The organism is Methanosarcina vacuolata Z-761 (assembly GCF_000969905.1).
Lineage (GTDB): Archaea > Halobacteriota > Methanosarcinia > Methanosarcinales > Methanosarcinaceae > Methanosarcina > Methanosarcina vacuolata.
In genome coordinates this window covers 3,345,074-3,365,685 of sequence record NZ_CP009520.1, presented here as the reverse complement: position 1 = coordinate 3,365,685, position 20,612 = coordinate 3,345,074, and the positions used below count along the sequence as shown (strand labels likewise).

Below are 20,612 nucleotides of genomic sequence, written 5' to 3'. Positions count from 1 at the left end.
TACTATTCTCTCTGACAGTACTACTCTCTCTGACAGTACTTTTCGTGATTTCATTGATGGTGATGGTCGTCATGCCCATGTTCGGAGCAGGAATTCTCAGCAGTCGCGTTATGGAGCTTTCCTGCTTTCCAGGCCTCAAACGTATCCCTTACAGTACCGCCAGCCCCCACAAAAACCTTGATTCCATAAGATTCGAACATATTGACAGCCTTGAATCCGAGTCCGCCACAGAGCATTATATCTACTCCATTTTCATGAAGGTACTCTGGAGGCAGTCCGAGTCCTCCCATGTGCTCACTGGTGTTAGGAATTACAGTTACCTGGTTGGTCTCTGTGTCTATTATGGTGTAGGTCGGAGCTTTTCCAAAATGCTGTTCAACAATTCCGTCCAGACCATTCTCATCTCTTGTAGGAATACTTACTTTCATATAATCACCTGCATTGCCTATCGTTTTATCAATTAGTGGTGTTTTTTGATTGCATTGACACATATTTTGAGATTACACAATATGTAAGTTTTTAACAAATTCTGGTGAATAATGCTGTTTTCGCAAATTATGGAAACTAATACCGTTTTTTGCAAATTCTGGTGAATAATACCGTTTTTTGCAAATTATGGGGATTAATACCGTTTTTTGCAAACTATGGGTAATAATATCGTTTTTCACAAATTAGGGTGAATCATGCCGTTTTTTGCAAATTCTGGTGAATAATACCGTTTTTTGCAAATTCTGGTGAATAATACCGTTTTTAACAAATTGTGGGGAATAATACCGTTTTTCGCAAACAAAGGAGAATAATACCGTTTTTCACACATGGAGGAATGTGTCTTTCTCAGAAATTTTATTTTACTAACTTTATCAAGACTAAGGATTACTTGCCTCTACCTGTCTCTCTTCCCATACCACCTCCTTTCATTCCCCTTCCCATGCCATTTCCTTTTCTCATGCCAGAACCAGGAGTGGTATTGGGACTGCGGATTGACTGAAGTTCTCCAGCTTTATACTGCCTGATAGCCTCCTGCACTGTACCTTTTATTCCGACTTGAACATCAATACCAAGCTCTGAGAACATCGAAAAAGCATTGGGCCCCACTGTGCCTGTTAAGAGGACATCGACTTCTGCGTTTGCAATAATTTCTGCTGCTTTTATGCCGGTACCGCCAGAAGTGAACGCAGCGGCATTTGATATAGATTCCACATGTCTGGTCTCAGGGTTATAAATTACAAAGTAGCTACATCTCCCAAACCTTGGGTCCACTTCGGAGTCGAGCCCCTCACCACTGGCTGTTACGCAAATGTTCATTCTTTTTACTCCACCTGTTTCCTTTGTGACCATCTATACTCAAAAGTCTTGGAATCCTATTTTCACTCATATGAGTAAAAGTATTTATACTTTTCTATGTGCCCGGGAACTTGTTGTATCTATCCTGTACCGAGCAGAATATCTGTAGAAAATAGCTTCAGAGAAAGTCCAGAATATTCAAGTTTTAAAAAAAGTCTGGATATAAAAAATCAAACCACAATAAAACCATCATGAGTTTCTTTATTAGATCTTGAACTCAATTGGAGCTTGAACTCATAGATCTTGAACTCATAGATCTTGAATTCATAGATCTTGAACTCATAGATCTTGAATTCATAGATCTTGAACTCAATTAGATCTTGAACTCAATTAAAGCTTGAATTTTGGTCGTTATAGAAAAACTAGAAGCTTTCAAACTCGCATACTTCGAACTTTGGTTTTGGAAAGATAATTCCTTGAGTAGAGATTCTAAAAAATGTTATTTGAAGAAATTGAAAACAGCCATGATGAAAATTAAATATACACCTTACCTGGCATTCCCTATTGAATTTCTTCTATTTCAGAAACCGGTCGGTCTTCAATCAATTTTCCAAGGAAATATCCAGGTTTTGCAGCAACAATTTCAACATTTGCATACTGGCCAGGCTTTAGATTCGAGCCGCGTATAACAACGGGACGGTAAGCATCCGTGCGGGTGAGAATATCCCCGATTTCCGTATATTTCGAGACAAAGGCCCGACCTTTCCAGCCGATCATCGCCTGCTTGGACCCAATCTTGATTTGTTCACAGACCTTATGCAATTCATGAGAACGCTGAACTAAAATCCTGGAGTCAAGGTTCCGAAAAGAAAAGGCTTTAGTGTGCGGGCGAGGAGAATATCTTGAAATATTAACCTTTTCGGGACGGTATTTCTGTACCCATTCGACAGTTTCCTTGAACTCGTTGTCGGTTTCATCGCAGAAGCCTACAATTATGTCGGTGAAGAGGGATAAATCCTCGAAACGGGAACGGAATTTAGTAATTATCGTGTCCACTACGTCCATTTTGTGCAGGCGGTTCATTCTCTTCAGGACCGAATGAGAAGCAGACTGGATTGGGAGGTGAAGAAGTTTGAAGACCTTGTCGGAATCAAAAGCATCTACAAGGTCATCGAGGATGGGGAGGACAGAAAAAGGATTCATCATTCCAACCCTGACTTTGAAGTCGCCTGGAATTTCTGAGATCATGCGCAGGAGTTCCGGAAGTCTGACACCCGTGTCCATTCCATACTGGCTGTCGTCCTGGGAAGTAAGCCAGATTTCCCTGCAACCCTCGACAACAGCTGACCTGATATCTTCGACGATCTCATCCGGTGAAAAAGAGTGCAGCTTGCCTCTTGCATATTTTACAATGCAGTAGGAACAGGCAAAATTGCAGCCCTGCGAGATCTGGCAGATGTGAATATTAGGGTTGGAACGCTCATGCGGAACATTGAGAAATCCCACAGGTTCGGAAGCCCGGAACTCCAGATGTTCTCCTCCGGGAATACATTCCTTTTTTCTCTGCTCGATTGAAGAAAGAAGCTCTCCAAGCCGAGAAATCGCATTTACCCCTAGGATATGGGCTTCGGGATTTGCATGCAGGATGTCCTCAAGCTGGACTTCAGGCATACAGCCTGAAACGATAACTTCCACGTTCTTCTCGCCCATGCTGCGAATTTTATACAGGATCTTCTGTTCCGTAGTGTATTTTACCGTACAGGAGTTGCAGATATAGACCTCTGCCTGATCGGCAGCCTCAGGGCCCAGCAGTTCATACCCCAGTCTTTCGACGCTTGCCTTCATTATTTCAGCCGAGGCCTGGCTCGCCGAACAGCCAAAACTTTCAAGATAGACTTTCATGATTTAACTCTAAACTCTATGTTTTTTAATTTCGTAATTTTGAATTTTGAAACTTTGAATTTTGAAACTTTGAATTTTGAAACTTTGAATTTTGAATTATGTATTCCTTAGTTCTGTATTTGATAATTCTGTAATCAAGTTCTGTATTTGATAATTCTGTAATCAAGTTCTGTGTTCAATAATTCTGTAATCAAGTTCTGTATTTTATAATTCTGTAATCAAGTTATGTGATCAAATTTTGTAGCCAAGTTCTGTAATCAAATTCTGTATCTTCGCAAAGTCCGTGTTTTAAAAAAGATGAAAAAAGAGAATAAAAGGATTTACAGGTAGAGAGGAGTCTCACGCTTATCCTTTATATAAATACTGTCCGTAAACCTGACAGATCCGGATGCACCCATTGAGATTGTGTGTACCCTGGCATCCCCGCTACCGAACAGATTAACTTCTCGCAGAAAATGGCCGGGAGTTACAGCTGATGCTGAAAAGATCACGTCGTTCCCTGGCACAAGCTTGTTGGTATCAAGGACATCATTGATGTTTTGAAGGGTGATTCCCATTTTTTCGAGCCTTGGCATTTTTTCTTCAATTTCTTTGTCGACCTTATCCTGGCTCTTTCCGTTTGCGACCGTGGGAAGCACAAGCCTTGCAAGGATTTTTCCGCCCAGGATTTTGATTGCAGCCGCTGTGAGTACTGCTTCACCCGAACCGCCTGCGCCCATTACCATATGAACGCCTGACCCACGGATTGCAGTTGAAACTCCGGGCATAAGGTCTCCGTCACTGATTAGCTTTACGCGGGCGCCTGCTTCCCGAATTTCGGTTATTTTCTGGGCATGCCTTGGCCGGTCAAGCACAACGACTACAAGCTCTTCAATACTTCTATCGAGAGCCTTTGCGACTATCTCAAGGTTGTACCTGACTGGAGCATCCAGGTCAATCTTTTCATCAGGGTGTTCCTCTTCGTAGCGCACTACATCTGGCCCGACAACAATCTTGTCCATATAGATATCAGGGCCGTGGAAAATTCCTCCCCTTTCAGCCATTGCCATAACTGCAACTGAGCCAGGCCCGCCATCTGCAGTAAGGTTTGTCCCTTCAAGCGGGTCGACTGCAATATCGACTTCAAGGTTTCCTTTTCCTGTTCCTACGTGCTCCCCGATATAAAGCATGGGAGCCTCATCCCTTTCTCCTTCCCCTATCTGGATTATGCCTTTCATGTCAAGTTTATTCAGCATCCTTCGCATGGCGGCAACTGCTACCTGGTCGGCAAAACTTTTGTTCCCACGCCCCATCTGGTACGCTGCGGCAATGGCAGCAGCTTCGGTCACATGAATAAGTCTGGGCAATAAATCACATTCTATAGGCCCTGAACAATCAATCATTTCCTCTACGGTTTTTGGATGAGATATAAGAATCAACTCCCATTTTCTACTTGCGAATAATCTGCTTCCTGATATGAAATCTTTTTTCGGCAATTTACTCTTTATATTTAATTGATCTCATAACACAATAGTATATTAATGAATCTATTGGCCGAATGAAGGCATATATGGAGTCATATATTTATTTATGAAGCGTTCATCACAGAAAGTCCAAATAGAGGGCCTTCAAGAAGACTCCAAAATAAAGCATACAGATAAGAAGTATAAAAAAATGGCTAAAAAAGCCTGGCTTAAAACTGATGGTTAAAAAAACCTGGCTTAAAACTGATGGCTAAAAAAGTCTGGCTTAAAACTGCCAGAAATTCAGGCTCTAAAGCTTGCCTGAAACTCAATTAAGAATGCTTCCTAAAACAAACAGTTGCTAGACAATTTGATTTAAGCCTTACCTGAAGTGCATTTAAAGTTTAATTCAAAAAGAGCAGTTTCTGCTCAATATACTTTAAGGGGAAACACCCATGAGAATTCACTGTTTACAACACCTGAAAAACGATACCCTGGGAAGTATAGGGACCTGGATAGATGATAAAGAATATAAACTTACGAAAACCCTGCTTTACGAAAACTCTTTTTTTCCTGCCCCTGAAGAATTCGATTTGCTCCTTATAATGGGCGGCACCATGAGCATTTATCAGGAAGAGGAATATTCCTGGTTAAAACCTGAAAAAGAATTTGTGAAAACAGTAATAGAAGACGGCAAACCCGTGCTTGGGAGCTGTTTTGGAGCTCAGATGATTTCCGAAGTGCTTGGAGGAAAAGTTACGAAAAATCCGTATAAGGAAATCGGCTGGCATACGGTACGGTCTATAGAAGAAAATATCGAACAAAGCCCGAGCGAGCTAAAGGATTCAAAGCTTCCGTCCTGCATGTTTCCTGAGTTTACCGGTTTTATGTGGCATGGAGACACCTTTGAAATTCCAGCCGGAGCAGTGAAGCTTTTTGAAAGTGAGGCCTGCCCGAATCAGGGATTTATTTACAATGGAAATGTTCTCGGGCTACAGTTTCACCCTGAAGCCAACAGGCAGTGGGTAAGAAATCTGATCAGGGATTCAGGGCACGATCTTGTATCAGGAAAATATATCCAGTCTGAAAAGGAAATACTTGGGCAGGAAAGCTTTTTTGATAGTTCCAGGAACCTGGCCTTTTCTCTCATGAACTGGTTTGAAGAAAAATGTGGGCAAGAAAACTAAGTGGTAAAAATTACGTAGAAACAAGAAACAGAAGATTGAAGAGAACGAGAGATTGAAGAAAAACAGAAGATTGAAGAAAAAGAGAGATTGAAGAAAAAGAGAGATTGAAGAGAAAGAGAGATTGAAGAGAAACAGAAGATTGAAGAGAAAGAGCGATTGAAGAGAAACAGAAGATTGAAGAAAAAGAGAGATTGAAGAGAAACAGAAGATGAAAGAAAAAGATAGATGAAAAAGAGAAGCTGAAGAGAAATTATAGACGCAGGTTCAGATTGCCCTTTTTTACTTTGCAAAATCTGCCAGCGCTACCCTCTCAATCACAAGTTCGGGAATGTGCTCCTTCCCTGAAGCTTCAATTTCAGCATCCGTGATCCCGAACACAGAAAGGATTCCCTGCTTTTTGTAATCGGAATATGCAAGCAGCTCGGAACAGGGCTTTTCAGTAATGAGTTCTTTTAATGCAGAGAGAGCCAGCACCAGATTGTCCATTTTTCCAAGCAGCACGAATACGGCATTGTTTTCCCCTTTACATAGCCCAATCGAAAAACTCCTTTCAATCTGCCTCTCTCCGGACGCATACCGCATAATCTCGATACCGGGATCGTTTGCTATGTTCCTGCCTGCAGCAATTGCCCGAAGAGCTTTTCCCACTGCAAAATGAAGGTGTCTTTCCCCTGCGATCAGGTCTGCGTTCAAACCCTGGATAATGACATCATTTTCGGAAGCTATCGAATTTATTGATTTTAGAAAGCCGGAAAGATTAGGGATATTTACATTCCCGCAGATTACCTGGATTTCCCTTTGCATTGTCATAGTCCTGCCATATCGCGGGCTTTACAATAAGGATTTCGGTTGTAGAAGAAACAAAAATGGAGAGAATGAAGAAAAGATAAAAGATGGAAATAAAAGAAAAGCCGAGAACTCTCAAAAAGGGCTATAAATGATTAAACTTTTAAGAACTAACTCTACCACCATCAGCCCAAGCATTACCAAAAAGAAAAGGATTAAAAGGTTGAGAATGATCGGGTTAATTCTTCTTCGAACTTCCCCAAATCCATACATCTCAATTACCATATATAATAATGATAGATTAGTATATAATCATTTACACATTTATATGCTTAACAAATACATACTAACTGCTACATACTAACTGCTATATACTGTCTGCATTCTACACTATCAGCATTATTCACTATCTGCTTTTGTTATCAGTGTTCACCTGTTACTCTTTTTTGCTCGTCCTCATCAATTATTTTGACAAACTGCCTATCTGAGAGATCTTCTTTTCCGGACCAGAATATTGCCTTATGATATTTCCATACGTATGGATCAAATTCAATAATTCCTACATGGACCACAAGTTCAAAGACAAACCAGTAAGCTGCAAGCAGATGTAATAATCGGAGTAAACCCAAAGCATTGATATTGAAAAAGGACGCAAAATACCAGGTTACGGAAAGTATCCATGCCGCAATGGGAATTCCGAAAGGAGACCAGTCAAGGTTGTAAAGCACTACTCCTGTAATTGCTACAATAACAATTGCTATACTCTCAAGGACAATCAGTATTTTCATCACAGGATGGAGTTTAGTCTCGTAGTGACCAGTAGTTTCATCATAGATACTAAATGCCGGATACCTGCCTTTTCCAAAAAAATTCTTTATTATGTCAATGAACCGTTCTGCATCAGCTTTTCCGAAAATGTAAGAGTCCTTAAAATGCACGGTCCTGTCTCTGACACTGCATCTTTCTTCTTTGCAGGAAAAAAGGTTGTATGGGACCAGAATCCAATTTGCAACCAGGAAAAAAGGCACAGCAATCATATGCCAGGTTCGGGCTGTTTGAAAAGCCATGAAACCCCAACCAAAGTAGATTTTGAATCCCGTAATAAGCAGGATAAACAGGGTAACAAGATGAACCAGATGAGTAACCCGCTCAAGCCACGTATAACGTTCAACAATTACACTTCTGGAAGCAGGTCTTTGAGCAGATCGTACCATACTTTCAACCTCCTTCAAAGTACCTTGATTATATAGTCCGGGTGCTTTCCGGTTTTATCAATTGTATGAACTGCACATGCCAGGCAGGGATCGTAAGACCGGGCTGTATGCAGGATTCCGAGAGGATTTGAATAATCCACTCCAAGTGCATTTTCGGCAGCCGAGATTTTGGTGCCTATTAGGGCCTGTTCAACAGGGCTTGGGATTCCCTGCGAATTCCTTGGAGCAAGGTTCCAGGTGCTCGGAACCACAGCCTGGTAAAGAGTTACCATAGAATCCGAATCTGTAGCAATCCAGTGCCCCAGTGCCCCTCGCGGAGCTTCCCATAAACCCATTCCTGTGGAACTCTTTGCCATGGAAAGATCGGTATGCACAGCAACCTTTCCGCCTGCCTGAAGGTCCTGCGTGAGCCATTTTATAAGTTCCGGGACCACTACAAGAATTTCCTGCATCCTTGCAATCATGCGGGTATAGTTGTTGACAGGATAGTAGCCGTTATCCTGAAAAGTTTTTACCAATGCCGTAACAAGAGGTTCTCCCATAACCATCATACGGGCAAGAGGGCCGACTTCACACGGAATGCCGTCATAATGAGGGGCTTTTGCCCACGAGTAACGGCTCTTTGATCCTTTTGTATAATCAATATTTTCGGGGGTCCCTTCCGGAACCGTAACCCCATTCCAGGGAGGACGATCGTTTACATCGTCAATGTAAAAGGAGTGGCTAATACTTTCTGAGATCTTCCTGTAGTCAAATTTTTCAAGCTTGAAATATCCATCCATATAGCCGGAGGGAATAACTCTGCTATCAGCAGGACTTGTAGGGTCATATCCATCTCCTTTCTCGGGCTTAAAGAAAACTCCGTAGGAAAGAAAACCAATCTTATCGGGATCTTTGTAAGTCCCTGCAAGGTCCATTTTCATACTGATAGGCAGGCCGAGAAGTTTTTCCCCTATAAGCTCCGAGCCAAAAGCCGCAAAGAGAGGGACGTCTCCCCAGCCAGCCGAGTGTGAGAAGTCCTTACTGTCAAGGGATTTATTCAGAAGTTCTTGCAGGTGATTAAGAACGAAATTAGCAGCCTTTTGAGGAGAAGAAGCTCTGTAAGTATTTTCAATCCAGGTATCGGGAGAGACCCCAAGAGTAAATGCTTTAACAAACTCCATCGTTTTCGTGACATAGCTTAGAATTTGCCCGATATCAGCAACAGTCGGAGAATAAACTACACCTCCAACATGCTGAAGAACCGGATGTGGCATCTTGCTAGCTATTAAAGAAATGGCTTCGTGCAAACGGCGAAATTCCACTATAGCGCCCAGATAGGACGAGCCTGCCGGATAACTGGCACCGTCAATCTGATAAATCAAAGGTGCAAAACGCCCCTGAAGTTCTTTCCAGACTGAATTTCCAACATCACCGTATTTTGCCAGGATGTCACGGTAAGCTGAGTTTGCAAGGTCAGGGGCCCAGAGCACGTAGACGTGTGCTGCATGGCTGGCTATGTAATTCAGAGCCTGCTGGATGTTTCGCATTAAAAGACCGTTTTTGGGAACCTCACCTGCGACTCCAAAAAGTTCATCGAGGGCATTTGCTGCAGCTATGCCGTGGCTAACCGGACAGACCCCGCAGATCCTCTGGGACAGAAGTGCTGCATCCCTGGGGTCCTGGCGCTGCAGGAGACGTTCAAAACCCCTTAACTGCAAACCGTTACTCTGTGCATCAGTAATTACGCCTTCTCCATTGACTTCGGTATTGATCCTGTAGTGCCCTTCAATTCTCGAAACAGGATCAACAGTGACCTGTACCATTATTTTTCACCTCCGGCTTCCTCTATGGGTTTCTCTCCGGTTTCTTCTGGAGTGCTTTCTTCGGCAAAGCCTTCCTCGTCCTCAGGTCTTTTCATGGCAGTTCTCCTTACAGCATGAGCCCCTGCAGCAAGTAGCGCGCCTCCGATTGCCACGCCCGCTATAGTAGTGATATTCGTACCTACAATTCCTGTCTTCTCAATTTCCACAAAAAAAGGCCTGGTGCTATCAGGGAAGCCCGGCTGGACGCAGCCAATACAGGGAGATCCTGCCTGAGGACAGTAATTGAGATGGCCGTTCCAGTTGCGAGTAGCACAGTCTGCATGGGTATAGGGTCCCTTGCACCCCAGTTTCCATAGGCACTTCGGCCCACCTACTGTAAGCTCAAACTCTCCACGGTCATAGTACCCGCGACGAGAACAATTATCATGAATAACGTGGTCAGGCGGGAAGAAAACCTTTGGACGTTTCCAGTGGTCCAGGACATTAGGCAAATCATCAGGTATCTTTATCTTTCCCAAAACAACTGCACCTATTGTCAAAAAAACCCAGTCTGGATGAGTAGGGCAACCAGTAAGATTAATTACAGGCTTTTCGATGCCAAGAAGATCTAAAATCCCCTTTGAAGCATCTTCCATAGTAAAAGCAACCCCACGTGGGTCCATAAGTTCGACTATATCACTCTTAGCAGAGTTCACCCCACCGTTAGTCGCACAATTCCCAATTGCAACAATTGCTAAAGCGTTTTTAGCAGCTTTCGCGTAAATCTCTTTATAGGTCCTTCCTCCCAGCATGAGATATTTCCCGGAACCTTGAGGTCCGTTCGAAATTGCTCCTTCGGAGACCAGAACATAATCTTTTTCCCTTCCCAGGATCTCATCCAGTACAATCTCTGAATTAAGATCACTGGTATTTGCGAGCTTCCCATCTACGAAAATCCCCTGCTGCATCATTAAAACTTCATGATAGAGAAGTTTGAGATTGTACTCCTGAAGGAATTCGATGATATCAGGAGATCCTCCGTCCAGCATTGATATGGTACAGCCACTATCCATTACTCCGTGAAGCCATACAACTTTAGTTTCAGAAAACTCAAGAGCTTTTGCTATATCGTTTTTATACGTTTGCAAAAACAGTGAAGCCCCTAATACCCCCACAGCTTTTATAAATGTCCGCCGATCCATTTTCATGAAATCGAGATTTTTAAACTTTTCAAGTAAGTCGTCATTATCCGTTCCACTTCCCCCCATGTTACAAATAATTATATCTAAATATATATAAAAAATAGAGTCCAATATATTAAAGACTATCATATCTATAAAAGACTAACAAATCTTCGATAACCCGCGTTACAGGTAACTCCTTTACTTTGCAATAGCAGAAGATCGTTTAAATTAAATTTAAGTCATTTAATAAATATAATTTTTCTAAAAACTTATATATTTTAATATCACTACTTTATTTATTGAAATTTTAAGGCTAGTAACGTTTAGTGATAACGCTGCATATTTCAGGGAAAAGTTGTGCGGCAAATATGGGGGATAGAATATGACTATTGGGGATGGTCACGACTTAAGGTCGTCGAGATTTGCAGGTGATGAAGTTCTGGAGGGCTGCTATGACAAAGAAATAGTTCTCCAGAAAGGAGATAGCGGCTCTGCGGTAAGGAAAGTTCAACAGGCTTTAATATTTTTGGATTTTCCCGTGCCTGAAGTTGGAGCCAATGGTATTTTTGGCGGGGAAACCGAACTTGCGGTTAGAAGTTACCAGGAGTCAAGAGGCCTGAAAGTTGATGGTATAATAGGGTCAGAGACTATAGGAAGTCTTGATGAGGAATTTTTCGCGGGCGCCCGGAAGCCTTCGGTTTCACCAGTAACTGAGCCGCAGGTATCAGAAATTTCTGCTCCATTATTCCCGGAATCTCCGGTTCGATCACCAAGAGCATCTCCGGTTGGACCGGTAAGAGCACCTGAAGTCCCGCCAGTAGAGATTCCACGTGCTCCGAGAGTAGGGGCTCCTGCGGTTAAAATACCACAACCTCCTGAAGCACCGGTAGCGGGACCTCCAATCCTGAAAACCCAGGCAGTTCCGCTTGACCAAAAGCCTGTGCATGTAACTAGACCCATAACTCCACCTATGACCAGACTACCCCCTACGGTTGATAGTAAGGGACGTAAATTCCATACTGCAGGAACCTGGAGTGGGAGTAGTTCTTCTTTTGAAGCTGAAGCTGGAAAATCGGTACGTCTCGAAGTAAGTAACCTGAATGTTAAGGAATCAAGTATTATGATAAAAACAAATACAGGTGAAGCAAAAGAATCTATACTTTTGCCTGATACTCTTGTAAATTTTGAATTCTCTGCGATAACAGAGCCTTTTATATGGAGATTTTACATCGAAACCGACAGTGAAGACTCTTTGATTGAATGGAAACTCTATAGCAACTGGGTGCCTGGAAAATCCGAGTAACCGTAAAGGGAAAAGAGCCTTACTAATATAAACAGTTTTAAATGGAAGTTTCAATAAAAAGAGATCTATACTAACCTGAAAGGATAATAAAAAAGATGATATTTAAAATTTAGAGATCTGTTTCGAAAAATCTGTTGATTAAAGGAATCGGTTCTTGGGCCCTTGACCCCGATTGTATAAATTTTTTCTGGGCTCGTAGCTCCGTTTGGAAACACACCCTGAGAAACAGAAACCTCACTTTTTCTTTTTCCGGAATTATATCCGGTTCTTTTTCTAGAGTTTCGTCTAGCAGGGGCTTGAAATTTAACTTATTTGTCCAGCAGGGGCTTGAAATTTAACTTATTTGTCCAGCAGGATTTCAGGCTTAGCTTAGTTTGCCTGCTCCACGCGCTCTTTAAGTGCCAGATTCATCATACTAAAATTCCGTTTAGTATTGCCAAGCAGGGAACCCGAAAACGGCACCAAAAGCCCGTTAAATGTCTCTCGCTGAATCAGACGCACTCGGTTCTCACCAGCTGGCTCTATTACAAAACTGTGCTCACCATCGAATATCCCAGGAATTAACAGATGACCGATCCAGCGCAGCTCTCTTTCTGGCTGAATGACAAGAATAGTTGGCCGAATTGTCATAACACGGTCGCCTAGATGAATTTGAATTGTTAATTTCTCACCTGGACTGGAAACTCCGGTCACCTCACGGATAAACGGATTCCACTGTGGGTATGCCCCGAAATCAGTAAGCGCTTGCCATACCCTGGCAGCCGGTACGTTGATGATAACTTCGGTCTCGAGATTCTTCTGAGTAATAGAGGTATTTGCAGCAACAAGCGTTGCTACATAGAAAATTGCTCCAAAAGAAAGTATTTTAAGTACTACTTGACGAAGGAATCGTGAAATATTCCCACCCCGGAATTATAAATTCTTTCTAATATATTATATTCAAATGGGCCTTTTACCAGATATAAATTACTGTAGAAGGAAAGAATTGAAATTAATAAAATAGCAAATATGGGGCAAAATATAAACTAAAAACAGAGGGCAAAGCCAAAATTAAAAAAGGGAAAAAAACAGAACTAAAAAGTGGGGAAAAGTTGGGAAAATTGAACAAAACAAAAATTAAAGTAAATAGTAAAAATAAAATTAAAGTGAAGAAAAGACCTCTTCCTTGATGAGCTTTATGGCTTTATCCACACCTTTAAGGACATCTGGACTGATTTCCAGCGTAGCTTCCGTGACAATTGATCCGATTTCAATCCCGATGACCACAATTTCTGGAAGTTCTTGGACCTGTTCTCCTATTTTCAATACATCTGTAATTGTCAGGTCATGTACTGAAACCAGGGGGTGAAACTCTACGCCTTCAAGTAATTCCTTCCCTTCTATATGGTGTACTGAACCTGGAGGGCTGTTAGCCAGAATTGCATCAACTATGATGACTTTCCTGGCGTCATCGAGAAGATTTAGAAGGTCAAGCCCGCAGACCCCTGCATCCATGATATCGATATCCTTGAGGTCTTTAAGTTCTGATTCTTGAAGAACCTCAATGACTTTGAGGCCAACACCATCGTTTCCCATTAACGGGCTTCCGCAGCCAAGGATGCGTATAGGAGCATTTAGTATAGACATATTTTCACTCAAAAAAGCAGTTAAAAAGGTATACAGGCTTTTCAAAAATGCCTGTACTACCTTAAATTTGATATTTTTCTTTATGATATTTTCACGGCTTTTCCTTTGTAGGGTAATAAGCTGGGAGAACCTCAGAATAATGAGTATCTCTCAGATCCTCTTTTCCTGTCAGGAAGATAGCTTTATAGTACTTCCAGACATGAGGATCGAATTCCAGAATACCCACGTGAACTACAAGTTCAAAAACAAACCAGTAGGTCATCAGCAGGTGAAGTACCCTGAGGAATTCCAGAGGAGACAGGTTGAATAACGGCGAAATAAAGCCTGTTATAGTCAGTATCCATGAGGCTATTGGGAGGCCGAAAAGTGACCAGTCGAGCTTGTAAAGCACAACACCTGAAACCGCGATTAAGAAGATAGCTGTACCTTCAAGCACGATCAGGATCTTCATTAAGGGATGAAGTTTGGTCTTGTAGTGGCCAGTAGTTTCATCATATATACTGAATGCCGGATATCTGCCTTTCCTGAAGAAGTTACCAATTATACCGCCAAAGCGAGCTGCATCCTTAGGGCCGAAAATATAATGGTCCGTAAAGTGCGAGATCTTTCCCATAAACCCATGACCTTCAGAGAAGATGTTGTAAGGAATAAGGATCCAGTTCACTGCAAGCAGGAATGGGACCGCTATCATGTGAAGACCGCGGGCGGTATGGAAACTCATAAATTCCCATCCCATATAGATCTTTAACCCGGTAATGATGAGCACTAACATTGCAACAGCGTGGACAGTATGAGCTATCCTGTCAGTTACTGTATAGCGCTCAACAATCATCGGCTTGTCGCCTTTAGATTTCATTGTGGGTCATCTCCCTGTACTATACTTAGAGGATTCTTAGTGTATTTGGAGCGTTTTTCCCAGTCAGGTCAATGGTGTGGACTGCACATGAAATGCAAGGATCGTAGGACCTTCCCATATGGAAAATGCCAACTGGATTGGTATAATCGACATCTCCAACTGTATTGATTTTTGAACCAATGAGAGACTGTTCGAGTGGGCCAGGAATTCCTTTGCTGTCTCTTGGGGACATCAACCAGCTACCCGGAACTATACACTGATAGTTGGTAACTTTTCCATCGCTGCCAGCAGAGATCCAGTGACCAAGAGCTCCACGAGGTGCTTCCCACAGGCCCATTCCCGAATTGTTTTTAGCTGTATTAAGGTCTATAGGCACGGAAATCTTGCCGTTTGGGTTGTAATCAACTGTTACCCAGTTGAGAAGTTCATATGCGAGAATTGCAGTTTCCTGCATACGAGCCAGCATCCTGGTGTAAACGTTAGCTGCAGAGTAACCATTCTCAGCGAAAGCCTGAGCCAGACCTGTTACTAGAGGCTCTTTTATATTTAGCATGCGTGCAAGAGGCCCGACTTCACCTGCCATTCCGTCATATCTCGGAGCCTTGTCCCAGCTGTACTGGCTGTTTGAACCGCCTGTGTAAACGATTTTATTTGGATCAGTATATGGAACGGTTTCACCTTTTGCTGGTGCGAGGTCATTGGAACTGTTCTGGTAGAAGGAGTGAGCAGTACTCTCAGTAATCTTTTCCGGATCAAATTTCTGGTATTCGAGCTTTCCTGTTACCACACCTGAGGTGAAAATACGGTCTCCTGCTGGGCTCTTCGGGTCGTATCCGTCTTTGTACTTGTAGTATCCGCCATATGAAACGAAGCAGATCTTTGCTGGGTCCTTGTACCCACCGATTGTATCATGTTTAAGGCTTGCTGGAAGACCGAGAATCTTTTCTCCTACAAGTTCTGAACCAAAAGCTGCATAGAATTCCACATCTCCCCAACCTGCATCTTTGGAGAAGTCATTTGAAGTCGATGTTTTATTATAAAGGTCAGTCAGGTGTTCAGTAACAAAGCTTACTGCTTTTTGAGGAGAGCTTGCCTGATAGGTATTTTTGATCCAGGTATTGAAATCAACTTTCAGAGTATGTTTGGATACGAAGTCCATGACCTGCAGATAGTAAGTGGAAAGTTTGGTTATATCTCCGACAGTAGCCGGGTAGGTATATCCACCTGGATAAAGGGATGAAGGACCGGGCATTCTACCGGCAATGAGTGCAATAGCCTCTTGAAGGCGTTTCTTCTCAGGAATTGCTGCAAGATAGGAACTCCCTACAGGTACAGCCGCGCCATCCATCTTGTAGCTGATTGGGGCAAACCTTCCAACCATTTCATTCCAGACTGCGTTTCCGGTGTCTCCAAGTGTTGTAAGGACCTTTTTGTATGCCGGGTTTGCAAGATCAGGACCAAAGAGAACATATATATGAGTTGCATGGCTTGCAACCATATTCAGGCCCTGGAAAATGTTTCTCATCATAAGAGCATCTTTTGGAACGCTCTCAGCTACGCCATAAAGGTCGTCAAGAGCATTTGTGGATGCTAATCCATGAGCAAGAGGACAGACACCACAAATTCTCTGAGTAAGAAAAGCTGCATCTCTTGGATCCTGGTTCTGCAGAATGCGTTCAAAACCCCTGAATATAAGAGAAGATGACTGGGCATCGGTAATAACACCGTCAGCACCTACTTCAGTGGATATGCGCTGGTGACCTTCAATTCTAGTTAAGGGATCAACTGTAACGTTTACCATTTTTCACTCACTCTCCTTTTCCCATTCTCCTAACAGCATGTACGCCTGCTGCAACTGCAGCTGCTCCAACTGCAACTTTGGCTACTGTATCAATGTTTGTTCCGGCAACTCCTACATCTTCACGTTCAACGTACAGGGGTCTTGAGGAGTCTGGGAAGCCTGGTTCAACACAGGCAATACAGGGGCCGCCTGCCTGAGTACACATGCTTACTGAACCGTTCCACCTGCGGATTCCACAGTCTGCATGGGCGTAAGGAGCTTTGCATCCAAGTTTCCACAGGCACCCTGGCCCACCAATCTCTTCATCAAGCTCTCCGCGGTCGTAGTATCCACGGCGGGGGCAGTTGTCATGCACAACATGGTCTGGAGGGAAGAAGACTTTTGGCCTGTTATACTCGTCCAGAACGGCAGAAAGGTCATCTGGGATCTTAATCTTACCAAGAATAACTGCGCCCAGGGTAAGGAGTACCCAATCAGGGTGAGCCGGACAACCAGGAATATTGATTACGGGCTTATCAATGCCAAGTTCTTTAAGCATACCTTTTGATGCCTCGGTTTTTGAAAATGCTACTCCTCTATAGTCAGTGTCCTTGGCAACATCGCTTTCTGCATTGGTAATTCCTCCCCAACAGGCACAGGCTCCAACTGCAACGACAGCTGCAGCATTCTTTGCAGCCTCTCCAAGGGTCTGCTTGAAAGGCTTGTTTCCAATAACCAGGTAGCGGCCTGAACCATCCGGACCGTTTGGAATTCCGCCTTCAACGACCAGAATGTAGTTGCCTTCTTTATAAATTTCTTCCTGGAGAATTTCGGAGTTAAGCTCAGCGGTGTTTACAAGCTTACCATCATTCCAAATTCCCTGCTGTGCACAAAGAGTCTCATGGTAAGCAAGATTGACATTAAGCTTTTCTAGTGCTTGTACAAGGTCAGGATTACCTGCATTTAAGACCGATTCGGAACAGCCGGTACATTCGGAACCGTGGATCCAAAGAAGCTTGGTCTCTGCGAGTTCAAGCGCACTTACAATCTCAGATTTATATGTGCCAAGGAATGTAGCTGCACCCATTGCACCTAATGCTTTCATGAAAGTGCGTCGATCCATTTTTAAGAAGTCCACACTGTCCAGTGTACGGACAAGATTTTTTATTCCAGTACTCATCTCTACCACATCTTGATTTTACCCAAATTATACATCCGAAAGAAAATTTTGAATAATTGTCCACAGTAATTATATAAATACATACATAAATTTACCACTAATGTTTTCAATGTAGGAATAGTATTTAAGGTTTTTTACACGCTCCAATAAATATATTAATTGGCTGCATTGGAGGGATATGATTCAATATCATATATAATAAGCTTCAAATATAAATAGCACAACTCAATGTATATTGTTGTGTATTATAGTACATATACGGGGAATTAAAGCCTCTTGAAAGAGAAAAGAGGATCAAAATAATTAATTTAATTTCAAAAGTTAAAAGTTACTACTGAAGTCGCAATTCATATTTAAAAACTTACCTGTATTATGACAAAACACATAAAAAGAAGATAAAATGCAGAAAAGTTTTGAAATGCAAAGAAAGAATCACTTATTTTTAAGGGATATTTTAGTATATTGAGCTTTCTCAACCAGAACTGAGATTTCATAAGAAGGAAATAGATGTAGCAACTGATCCTGTTTAACTCTCAAGTAACCAAAAGAATCCTGCTTTACTATAAAGCTGAAAAGCTTTTAATCCCGAGTTATCTCTATTAACTCTGATCTTCAGTGTTCTGAAAAGTACACTCAATAGAAACTTAAAACGGAAAAGAAGTGCTAAAGAAGCTGATCTTATTATGTGAAGCTAGAACATATATAATACTACTCAAGCCTCAATTACCTATGGCTTTTATATCTTGAGCATCCCGAGTTAAATAGAGCGGTTTTAGGGCCTTTTCAAAAACGTTTTTGAAGCAAGTAAAAGATTAGGGCAAAAAACATTTTTAAATTATGCAAGTGAAAAGAAAAAACAAAAAGAATATAATATAGAACCATAGAGTTTCAAAAAATAATTTTTGACAATGGATTTGTTTAAAACTTAAAATTAGGTTCTTGTTCACGATACCTCCATTTTTCTATCTGCGGCAAGTGGAGAATGAAAACGCGATCATTAAAAAGCAGCAGTAGAGAAATAAAAACAAGTAAGGGGATAAAAGCTGTTTAGCCAGTTAAGGAAGTAAAACTGGAGGGGTTTTTGCTCATTTGGTACCTGTAAATATATATACCTTACAAATATATATCTCTTGTAAATACATTACAAATATATATCTCTTGTAAAATAAGTCTTGTAAAAGCCTTAATACAAGAATTTATCTCATTAATAAATAATTTGTATAAACTAAAGGATTTTAAAAAAAAAGGGTTCGAGGAAACATGTGTATAGCTATTCCTGGAAAAGTAAAATCCATTGTAAACGAGAATACTGCAACGATTGACATGGGCGGAATCTGCAGAGATGTGAATATGGACCTTATGGGAGGCGCTAACGAGTCCCAGATAGGGAAACACTTTCTTGTCCATGTTGGATATGCAATAGCCGAAATCTCGGAAGAAGAAAGTGAAGAAACAATGCACCTTCTCAGACAGATTGCGGGACTTGAAGAGATAGAAACACCCGAAAGCGAATCTACCTGAAAGCGGACGCTGATGAAAAATGGAAAACGGGAATTCACCTTCAAAGCCAGCGGCTCCTGAACTTGAAAGAAAGCTCCTGGAAAGAATCAGAAGCTTGGATAAGCCACTTCGCATAATGCATGTCTGCGGGACTCATGAGCGGACTATAGCAAAATATGGGTTAAGGAGTGTCCTTCCTAAAAATATTGAGGTAATAAGCGGCCCCGGATGCCCTGTTTGTGTGACTCCTGAAGAAGATATTAATATTGCAATAGCCCTTGCAAAAAGTGGGGCAACCGTTGTCACTTTTGGAGACATGATGCGTGTTCCGGGTTCGGCCGAAAGTTTGCTGGACGCGAAGTCTGAAGGGGCAAATGTAAAGATGGTCTATAGTATTGATGATGCAATTGCCCTTGCAGAAAAAAAGCCAGAACTTGAGGTAGTCTTTTTTGGAATAGGCTTTGAAACTACGGTTCCTGCAAATGCGGCTGCTCTTTTAAGAAAGACCCCCGAAAACTTCAGCCTCCTTGCCTCGCAGAAGCAAACTCCTCCTGCAGTCGAATTCCTTGCCAGTGATGCAGATGTTGATGCCTTTATAGCTCCCGGGCATGTGGCAACTATAATAGGCACAAAACCTTTTGAGTCTCTTGCAGAAAAAGGCTTTCCTGTTGTCGTAAGTGGGTTTGAACCCGGAGATATTCTCCTTGGAATAAACCTGTTACAACTGCAGGCAGAAGAAGGAATCTCAAGAATAGATAACGGCTACCCGAGAGCTGTAAAACCTGAAGGAAACCAGATTGCCCTTAAAATCATGAATGAAGTGTTTGAAACCTCGGACTCTGAGTGGCGAGGCATAGGGAAAATCGAGAATTCAGGACTTGTGCTCAGAAAGGAGTTTGAGGAAAAGGACGCTGCAAAAAAGTATGAAGATCTGTATGCTTCTGCTCTTGAAGATGTCCGAAAGAAAACAGGAGGAAAAGACAAAAAACGCTGTATCTGCGCAGCTATCCTTACAGGAAAAGCAAAGCCTTCTCAATGCCCGAATTTCGGGAAAGAATGTACCCCGAAAAGTCCTGCAGGCCCATGTATGGTAAGCCAGGAAGGTATGTGTTATAACTGGTTCAGGTACTCAAGAGAAGGAGGCAACAGGGTTGCATGAATTATCCATTGCATGTGAAATTTTCGAGCAGGTAATGGCTACTGCCAAAGAGCACGGAGCCACGGAAGTTAAGCACGTAACTCTTCAGATGGGAAGATTATCTCATACTAATCCGGAACAACTTAACTTCTGTTTTAAAGTCCTTGCAGAGGAAAGTATTGCCAAAGATGCGGATTTTATTGTAGAAATGATACCGCCTTCCCTTGAATGTGAATGTGGATACACGGGAGCAATAGATGAAAAAAAGATACGAACGAAATGTGAATTCGAAAGTGAACTTCTGGCTTATGCGGCAGTTATGGAATGTCCAGTCTGCGGAAAGCCTGCTCAGCTGATAGGTGGAAGAGAGCTGATTATTAAAAGTATCGAGATCGAAACTGAAAACCAGGATTGAACCTCAAAAAGGTAAAAAATAAAAAATAACT

Annotated in this window: 18 protein-coding genes; 5 read left to right on the top strand and 13 right to left on the bottom strand. The window is 42.1% G+C overall.

Annotated features, from left to right (window positions below):
- Positions 1-50: 50 nt before the first annotated feature.
- From MSVAZ_RS13845 to glpX, 4 genes are all read right to left on the bottom strand, one after another.
- A complete protein-coding gene (locus tag MSVAZ_RS13845) occupies positions 51-428 on the bottom strand; it encodes a NifB/NifX family molybdenum-iron cluster-binding protein (protein WP_048121898.1) in 378 nt (125 codons plus the stop codon).
- 445 nt (positions 429-873) lie between these two features.
- On the bottom strand, positions 874-1,305 hold the full coding sequence (locus MSVAZ_RS13840) for a NifB/NifX family molybdenum-iron cluster-binding protein (protein ID WP_048124079.1): 432 nt from the start codon (positions 1,303-1,305) through the stop codon (positions 874-876).
- Between the two features lie 540 nt (positions 1,306-1,845).
- Positions 1,846-3,186, bottom strand: coding sequence for a tRNA (N(6)-L-threonylcarbamoyladenosine(37)-C(2))-methylthiotransferase (locus MSVAZ_RS13835; RefSeq protein ID WP_048121896.1), 1,341 nt, complete (start codon positions 3,184-3,186; stop codon positions 1,846-1,848).
- Positions 3,187-3,506: 320 nt separating this feature from the next.
- A complete protein-coding gene (glpX, locus tag MSVAZ_RS13830; RefSeq protein ID WP_048124077.1) occupies positions 3,507-4,595 on the bottom strand; it encodes a class II fructose-bisphosphatase in 1,089 nt (362 codons plus the stop codon).
- Between the two features lie 488 nt (positions 4,596-5,083).
- Here glpX and MSVAZ_RS13825 point away from each other — a divergent pair, with 488 nt between their 5' ends.
- Positions 5,084-5,815, top strand: a complete 732-nt coding sequence (locus MSVAZ_RS13825; RefSeq protein ID WP_048121895.1) for a type 1 glutamine amidotransferase — start codon at positions 5,084-5,086, stop codon at positions 5,813-5,815.
- A 279-nt stretch (positions 5,816-6,094) separates the two neighbouring features.
- Here MSVAZ_RS13825 and cgi121 read toward each other — a convergent pair whose 3' ends face one another.
- The 4 genes from cgi121 to MSVAZ_RS13805 all read right to left on the bottom strand — a co-directional run bounded on the left by cgi121 (position 6,095) and on the right by MSVAZ_RS13805 (position 10,867).
- Positions 6,095-6,625, bottom strand: a complete 531-nt coding sequence (cgi121, locus tag MSVAZ_RS13820; protein ID WP_231592250.1) for a KEOPS complex subunit Cgi121 — start codon at positions 6,623-6,625, stop codon at positions 6,095-6,097.
- Between the two features lie 398 nt (positions 6,626-7,023).
- A complete protein-coding gene (locus MSVAZ_RS13815) occupies positions 7,024-7,815 on the bottom strand; it encodes a cytochrome b (protein WP_048121890.1) in 792 nt (263 codons plus the stop codon).
- Between the two features lie 14 nt (positions 7,816-7,829).
- Positions 7,830-9,620, bottom strand: a complete 1,791-nt coding sequence (locus MSVAZ_RS13810; RefSeq protein ID WP_048121888.1) for a nickel-dependent hydrogenase large subunit — start codon at positions 9,618-9,620, stop codon at positions 7,830-7,832.
- Positions 9,620-10,867, bottom strand: a complete 1,248-nt coding sequence (locus MSVAZ_RS13805) for a hydrogenase small subunit (protein ID WP_048121887.1) — start codon at positions 10,865-10,867, stop codon at positions 9,620-9,622. Before MSVAZ_RS13805 ends, MSVAZ_RS13810 begins: the two co-directional genes overlap by 1 nt.
- A 298-nt stretch (positions 10,868-11,165) precedes the next feature.
- On the opposite strand from MSVAZ_RS13805, the gene MSVAZ_RS13800 reads away from it, so the two are divergent.
- Positions 11,166-12,086: a peptidoglycan-binding domain-containing protein gene (locus MSVAZ_RS13800; RefSeq protein WP_048121884.1), complete on the top strand. Its 921-nt coding sequence runs from the start codon at positions 11,166-11,168 to the stop codon at positions 12,084-12,086.
- A gap of 369 nt (positions 12,087-12,455) precedes the next feature.
- On the opposite strand, the gene MSVAZ_RS19680 is transcribed toward MSVAZ_RS13800, so the two are convergent.
- The 5 genes from MSVAZ_RS19680 to MSVAZ_RS13775 form a co-directional block, all read right to left on the bottom strand.
- The gene (locus MSVAZ_RS19680) at positions 12,456-12,893 is read right to left on the bottom strand and encodes an SRPBCC domain-containing protein (protein ID WP_048121882.1); all 438 of its coding nucleotides are present in this window, start codon (positions 12,891-12,893) and stop codon (positions 12,456-12,458) included.
- 333 nt (positions 12,894-13,226) lie between these two features.
- Positions 13,227-13,712, bottom strand: coding sequence for a hydrogenase maturation protease (locus MSVAZ_RS13790; protein ID WP_048124075.1), 486 nt, complete (start codon positions 13,710-13,712; stop codon positions 13,227-13,229).
- A 91-nt stretch (positions 13,713-13,803) separates the two neighbouring features.
- Positions 13,804-14,568 (bottom strand): cytochrome b, encoded by a 765-nt coding sequence (locus MSVAZ_RS13785; protein ID WP_048121880.1) that lies wholly within the window; start codon positions 14,566-14,568, stop codon positions 13,804-13,806.
- A 25-nt stretch (positions 14,569-14,593) separates the two neighbouring features.
- The gene (locus MSVAZ_RS13780; RefSeq protein WP_048121879.1) at positions 14,594-16,369 is read right to left on the bottom strand and encodes a nickel-dependent hydrogenase large subunit; all 1,776 of its coding nucleotides are present in this window, start codon (positions 16,367-16,369) and stop codon (positions 14,594-14,596) included.
- 7 nt (positions 16,370-16,376) lie between these two features.
- Positions 16,377-17,537, bottom strand: a complete 1,161-nt coding sequence (locus MSVAZ_RS13775) for a hydrogenase small subunit (protein WP_048121878.1) — start codon at positions 17,535-17,537, stop codon at positions 16,377-16,379.
- A 1,251-nt stretch (positions 17,538-18,788) separates the two neighbouring features.
- Between MSVAZ_RS13775 and MSVAZ_RS13770 the strand changes: the two genes are divergently transcribed.
- Genes MSVAZ_RS13770 through hypA form a run of 3 tightly spaced genes read left to right on the top strand, consistent with a single transcriptional unit; the run spans position 18,789 to position 20,581 of the window.
- Positions 18,789-19,049, top strand: coding sequence for a HypC/HybG/HupF family hydrogenase formation chaperone (locus MSVAZ_RS13770; RefSeq protein ID WP_048121877.1), 261 nt, complete (start codon positions 18,789-18,791; stop codon positions 19,047-19,049).
- A 19-nt stretch (positions 19,050-19,068) separates the two neighbouring features.
- Positions 19,069-20,187 (top strand): hydrogenase formation protein HypD, encoded by a 1,119-nt coding sequence (hypD, locus tag MSVAZ_RS13765; protein ID WP_048121875.1) that lies wholly within the window; start codon positions 19,069-19,071, stop codon positions 20,185-20,187.
- Positions 20,180-20,581: a hydrogenase maturation nickel metallochaperone HypA gene (gene hypA, locus MSVAZ_RS13760; RefSeq protein ID WP_048121873.1), complete on the top strand. Its 402-nt coding sequence runs from the start codon at positions 20,180-20,182 to the stop codon at positions 20,579-20,581. Before hypD ends, hypA begins: the two co-directional genes overlap by 8 nt.
- Positions 20,582-20,612: the final 31 nt, after the last annotated feature.

Excerpts from the sequence above, each read along its gene's own strand:
- MSVAZ_RS13785 (WP_048121880.1), bottom strand. The coding sequence starts at position 14,568 with ATGAAATCTAAAGGCGACAAGCCGATGATTGTTGAGCGCTATACAGTA.
- MSVAZ_RS13770 (WP_048121877.1), top strand. The coding sequence starts at position 18,789 with ATGTGTATAGCTATTCCTGGAAAAGTAAAATCCATTGTAAACGAGAAT.
- MSVAZ_RS13790 (WP_048124075.1), bottom strand. The coding sequence starts at position 13,712 with ATGTCTATACTAAATGCTCCTATACGCATCCTTGGCTGCGGAAGCCCG.
- MSVAZ_RS13815 (WP_048121890.1), bottom strand. The coding sequence starts at position 7,815 with ATGGTACGATCTGCTCAAAGACCTGCTTCCAGAAGTGTAATTGTTGAA.
- MSVAZ_RS13825 (WP_048121895.1), top strand. The coding sequence starts at position 5,084 with ATGAGAATTCACTGTTTACAACACCTGAAAAACGATACCCTGGGAAGT.
- MSVAZ_RS13810 (WP_048121888.1), bottom strand. The coding sequence starts at position 9,620 with ATGGTACAGGTCACTGTTGATCCTGTTTCGAGAATTGAAGGGCACTAC.
- MSVAZ_RS13845 (WP_048121898.1), bottom strand. The coding sequence starts at position 428 with ATGAAAGTAAGTATTCCTACAAGAGATGAGAATGGTCTGGACGGAATT.
- MSVAZ_RS13835 (WP_048121896.1), bottom strand. The coding sequence starts at position 3,186 with ATGAAAGTCTATCTTGAAAGTTTTGGCTGTTCGGCGAGCCAGGCCTCG.
- hypD (WP_048121875.1), top strand. The coding sequence starts at position 19,069 with ATGGAAAACGGGAATTCACCTTCAAAGCCAGCGGCTCCTGAACTTGAA.
- cgi121 (WP_231592250.1), bottom strand. The coding sequence starts at position 6,625 with ATGACAATGCAAAGGGAAATCCAGGTAATCTGCGGGAATGTAAATATC.
- MSVAZ_RS13805 (WP_048121887.1), bottom strand. The coding sequence starts at position 10,867 with ATGGGGGGAAGTGGAACGGATAATGACGACTTACTTGAAAAGTTTAAA.
- MSVAZ_RS13800 (WP_048121884.1), top strand. The coding sequence starts at position 11,166 with ATGACTATTGGGGATGGTCACGACTTAAGGTCGTCGAGATTTGCAGGT.
- MSVAZ_RS13840 (WP_048124079.1), bottom strand. The coding sequence starts at position 1,305 with ATGAACATTTGCGTAACAGCCAGTGGTGAGGGGCTCGACTCCGAAGTG.
- MSVAZ_RS13780 (WP_048121879.1), bottom strand. The coding sequence starts at position 16,369 with ATGGTAAACGTTACAGTTGATCCCTTAACTAGAATTGAAGGTCACCAG.